Source organism: Desulforhabdus sp. TSK, assembly GCF_022836495.1.
Lineage (GTDB): Bacteria > Desulfobacterota > Syntrophobacteria > Syntrophobacterales > Syntrophobacteraceae > Desulforhabdus.
Map to the genome: position 1 here is coordinate 1 of NZ_BQXM01000128.1, position 528 is coordinate 528.

The window sequence follows — 528 nt, forward strand, 5'->3', positions numbered from 1 at the left end:
GGGCGCGCCCTGCTCGATCTGCTGAAGGAGAGCCCCTGAAGCCGCAAAATTGAAAATGATCTTTGTTCCAGGATGGAGACTCTCGAATTTGGTGCCAAGCTCGGTGAAGGCATTGGTCAGACTTGCCGCAGCGGAAACCGTAAGCTCCTGTTCAGCGGAGGATCTCCCGGCAAGGGACAAGGACACCGCGGCCATGAAGGAAACCGCTGCGAAAAAAACGGACCACTTTCTTTTCATCGATCAACCTCCTTCAAATACTGGGTTTTGAGAATTTTGCCCGAAGCAACGAGGACCACGATGCATACCGCCGATGTGATGAGAACAAGAAGGGTCGCCAGGTGATCGTTCCCGGCCTGGACCGCATCGTACACCGCAAGGGAAAGGGTCTGAGTCTTTCCGGGCAGATTGCCCGCCACCATGAGGGTGGCTCCAAATTCGCCCATGGCGCGGGCAAAAGCGAGCATGGCTCCGGCCATGATGCCACGCCACGCCAGGGGAAAGGAAACGCGGAAAAAAACCTCCAGCTCC

2 protein-coding genes are annotated in these 528 nt (G+C 56.6%); both read right to left on the minus strand.

Features of this window, described 5'->3' with window-relative positions; genetic code table 11:
* Window positions 1-195: molybdate ABC transporter substrate-binding protein (locus MWC30_RS21820; RefSeq protein WP_368860926.1), on the minus strand; the 195-nt coding region annotated here is incomplete at its 3' end.
* Between the two features lie 38 nt (window positions 196-233).
* The coding region (locus tag MWC30_RS21825) for a molybdenum ABC transporter permease (RefSeq protein ID WP_244086305.1) at window positions 234-528 on the minus strand (295 nt) is incomplete at its 5' end.